Source organism: Arthrobacter sp. Hiyo1, assembly GCF_001263615.2.
Classification (GTDB): Bacteria; Actinomycetota; Actinomycetes; order Actinomycetales; family Micrococcaceae; genus Arthrobacter.
Genome location: NZ_DF952468.1, coordinates 49,366 through 52,836, shown reverse-complemented (window position 1 = coordinate 52,836; position 3,471 = coordinate 49,366). Strand labels below are relative to the sequence as shown.

Here is a 3,471-nt window from a genome sequence, read left to right as displayed (position 1 = left end):
GCTGGAACGTCCAGGACGGCCGCGGTGACCATTGGGCGTCGTCGCGTTTGTGGCTTTCGCTGTCGACCCTCGCGGGCGTGGTGGCCGCGGCCGTTGCGGTGTACTCGCTGATCGGAATCGCGAGCGGTTTCGGGCAGGAGAGCTCCACCCACTACTTCTGGGCCGGGGTCTCCTTGATTGTCATCACCGGTTATCTGGCGACGGTCGCGGCCACTTGGCTATTTGGTCTGAATGCCCGACGGCGGCAGTCACCTTAGTGCGGCTCGCGGCTTCCTGCAGGTTCGGGTCCGCTTGGGTGGGCTTCCGCCCGATAAAGGTTTTCGATGACGATGTCGGCCTGCGTTGGGCCGATTTTGGGGTACATCGTACGGAGTTCCTTCACGGCCGCCTCGTGTCCGCGGCTGACATGGATGACGCGTAGCCAGTTGATCTGGAGGCCGGAAAGGCGCAGCCCGACCTTGGAAAATCGTCGCTGCTCGATGATGCGCCAAACGCTCACGATCGCTTGAGCGAGTGCCAACACAATGATCAACGGCGTGAAAGCGTCCAAGCGGCGTGAGTCAAGAAAGAATGTCGCGGTAAAGAAACCCGAAACCCACAGCGAACCGGCACCGAAATTCTGCCATCTGAGCCAATCGAGGAAAGCCCCGCGTCGTAGGGGCGGGATCTCCGCGAGCGCGGCCTTCTCTGCCGGAAGCACAGAAACGGCAGTCGATGCCAGCAGCAGGCCTCCCATCCACAAGTAAGGACGCGAAAGATCTGCGATCCACGGCAAAGAAAGAAATACTGACAAGAAGACGGACAGGGGCAAGATCACGGGAATAGCATCCGCCGGCTGGACCCGTACCAGGACCATCTGCTTGGACCAGAAGGGCCAAGACAGGATTACGACACCCCAGATCAGGGCAACAACAGCATCGAAGAAAGAAAGCAGAACGATTCTGCCGTTCTCCGGTCCGGCGGGCGCTGTGGCGGCCAGCCACATTCCGGCGCAGCCCTCAAGGAGCAAGGTGCTGCCTGCCACTATGGATACAGGTTTCGCATTCCGGATAACCCGCATGAACTGTTCCCTCCCCCGCCGAGACAGTTCCCCCTGCGAACATCGAACGCCGATGCCTCGCGGCTGTCAACGGTTCCGGGGATCGGTGGTCGGATCTAGAGGCTAGGCCGCTTTACGGCCTTAGTGCCGCGAGGCGTACCCTGATGCTATGCGCGCCGAAGTCCTGGATCTCAGGCTCACCACGGATATTCGGGTTCCGTGTTTGGTCCATGGCGACGCCGATGCGAAGCCGATGTTGCTTCTGCACGCCTGGGGCGAATCCCGCCGTAGTTTCGACCGCCTTGTACCCCTGCTGACGGACTTCAGGGTCTACGCGCCCGACCTCCGCGGGCAGGGCGACGCGGAGAAGCCAGAGCACGGCTATTCGCTGCTAGAACAGGCCGACGACGCCGCAGCCATCCTGGATGCGCTCGGAATACACCGGGCGTTCGTGCTTGGTTCCTCGAGCGGCGGCTACGTGGCCCAGCAGTTAGCCATCGCGTACCCTGGTCGCGTCGCGGCGCTCGTGCTGGTTGGCTCTCCGCTGAGCCTTCGGGGTCGGACTGCTTTCGCCGATGAAGTCGCCACTCTGCAGGACCCCGTCGACGAGAACTGGGTCCGGAATTCCTTGGCTTGGTTCCCACTGCTGCATGCGGTTCCCACTTGGTTTATCGAGGACCGGGTGCGCGACGGACTCAGGATGCCCGCGCATGCGTGGAAGCTCATCCTCAATGGCTTGCGTACGGCAACTCCGCCCACCGAGTTCGGAACCATTCTCGCGCCCACCCTGATCCTGTGGGGCGCGCATGACGGTGTGTTGCCTCGAAGGCACCAAGAGGCCTTGGCGGCGCGAATATCAGGCGCCGTGTTGAAGGTCTATCCCGGGGTAGGGCATCTGGTCTTGTGGGAGTGTCCGGACCAAGTTGCAGCGGACACCATCGCGTTCCTCAGTTCGCGCGGCTGAGGTTCACGCACGGCATCACGCCCCCGGCTTCGCGGCACCGACCTTCGGCACCAATGCGCGCAACCGGAGTCGGGCCGGTTCCTCGACATACTTGTACAGCAGGTGGGTGGCCAAGGCAATCCCGAGCAAGCATGCCACCCCGAGCTCGTTCTCCGCCACAGGTCCGGCGCCGTTCGGCCAGTCCCTGATGAGCCAGTAGAAGAGGTAGATGAAGAACATGTGGACCAAGTAAAGGCTGTAGGAGCTGTGCCCGCCATACTGCAGCCACCGGGCGGACAATGCCGAGCGGAGCCAGCCGCGGGTCAGGCTAAGCAGGGCAATGAGCAACGGGAAGGCAAGCACGGCCAGCCGTCCCGGACCCGGTTTACCTGCCGTGGCCAGAAAGACGACGACGGCGGTTCCGGTCAGCAGGGCGCCCGGACCGGCCAGGGCAGCGTTGAATTTCATACGGTCCGCATTCCGTGCGGCGATGCAAGCGAAGGCTCCGGCAATGAAGCAGCATGCGATCCGCAGCAGCCAATCGTAAGGCTGATGCTCATCCGTGGCGATGGGCAAGTCCGGACCCCAGACGGCCGTCGGCAGGAGAACGAGCACAGAGGCGGCCAGCGCCGCGAGCGGATGGAGACGGCGTAGCCGGAACAGGACCAGCGCCAGCAGCGGAAATGCCAAGTAGGCCAGCCACTCGGCACTTACCGTCCATCCGGGCCCGAACCAACTGGCGCCGTCGGTACCCGGCTGGAACCAGAGATGCATCATCAGCAGCTGCTTGGCGAGACCCCACGGCGACAGGTCCGGAGACTCGGTCTGGAGGGACCATTCCCGCACGGATTCCTGCGCGCTCCCGTACACCAACCAAAGGCCCAACACGCCCACCACCAGAGCGAACGCGGGCCACATCCGGGCGAACCGGGCCCAGACAAAGTCCGCTGAAGCTCGCCAGCTGAACCGTGGGCCGAGTCGGTCCAGGTACGTGTAGGTGATGATGAAACCGCTGAGAACAAAGAACACGTCCACACCGAGGTCGCCGTTGGCAATGATGGGTCGGAACAGCTCGTAGACGGGGGCGAGGAAGGTGTGCTGCATGGCTTGAAGGTGGAAGAACACCACCCACAGAGCGGCAACAAAACGCAGTGCGGTGAGGGTCGCCAGATCAGGCCGGGACTGCTTTGCGTCGCTCTTCGGCAGGCGATTCTGTGCCCCGCAACCAGACGACGGGGCGCCGTCTTTGGCGGGATTCCCAGGGGTCGGATTCGCAGTGGGGGCACGATGCGGAGGCGCGATGACTGAGAACATCCAATTCACCATACCGGAGCCACCTGACCGGAATCTGGGAGCCGCATACCCAACTGACTCGCAGTTAATGTCGTTCTGAGCCCTCAAAACGACATTAATTGCGAGCCAGTTGGGCCCACACCGCCGGTGGTGGCTTGCAAAGCGAGGGGGTCTGGGCCCCGCCACCGGCGAGGGA

Annotated in this window: 3 protein-coding genes and 1 pseudogene; 2 read left to right on the top strand and 2 right to left on the bottom strand. The window is 63.0% G+C overall.

Annotation, left to right across the window (positions count from 1 at the left end; translation table 11 throughout):
• A pseudogene (locus AHiyo1_RS00255) lies at positions 1 to 257 on the top strand (phosphatase PAP2 family protein); the annotation flags it as partial.
• Here the strand turns inward: AHiyo1_RS00255 and AHiyo1_RS00250 are convergent.
• Entirely contained in the window at positions 254 to 1,060 is an 807-nt protein-coding gene (locus AHiyo1_RS00250; RefSeq protein WP_172465450.1) for a hypothetical protein, read from the bottom strand. The pseudogene AHiyo1_RS00255 and the gene AHiyo1_RS00250 overlap by 4 nt on opposite strands.
• Positions 1,061 to 1,208: 148 nt before the next feature.
• On the opposite strand from AHiyo1_RS00250, the gene AHiyo1_RS00245 reads away from it, so the two are divergent.
• Complete coding sequence (locus AHiyo1_RS00245; RefSeq protein WP_059387226.1) at positions 1,209 to 2,003, top strand: alpha/beta fold hydrolase; 795 nt, start codon at positions 1,209 to 1,211, stop codon at positions 2,001 to 2,003.
• A 15-nt stretch (positions 2,004 to 2,018) separates the two neighbouring features.
• Here the strand turns inward: AHiyo1_RS00245 and AHiyo1_RS00240 are convergent, their stop codons facing one another.
• Positions 2,019 to 3,296 carry an acyltransferase family protein gene (locus tag AHiyo1_RS00240; protein ID WP_172465449.1) on the bottom strand — a complete coding sequence of 426 codons (1,278 nt, stop codon included), beginning with the start codon at positions 3,294 to 3,296 and terminating at the stop codon, positions 2,019 to 2,021.
• Positions 3,297 to 3,471 lie beyond the last annotated feature (175 nt).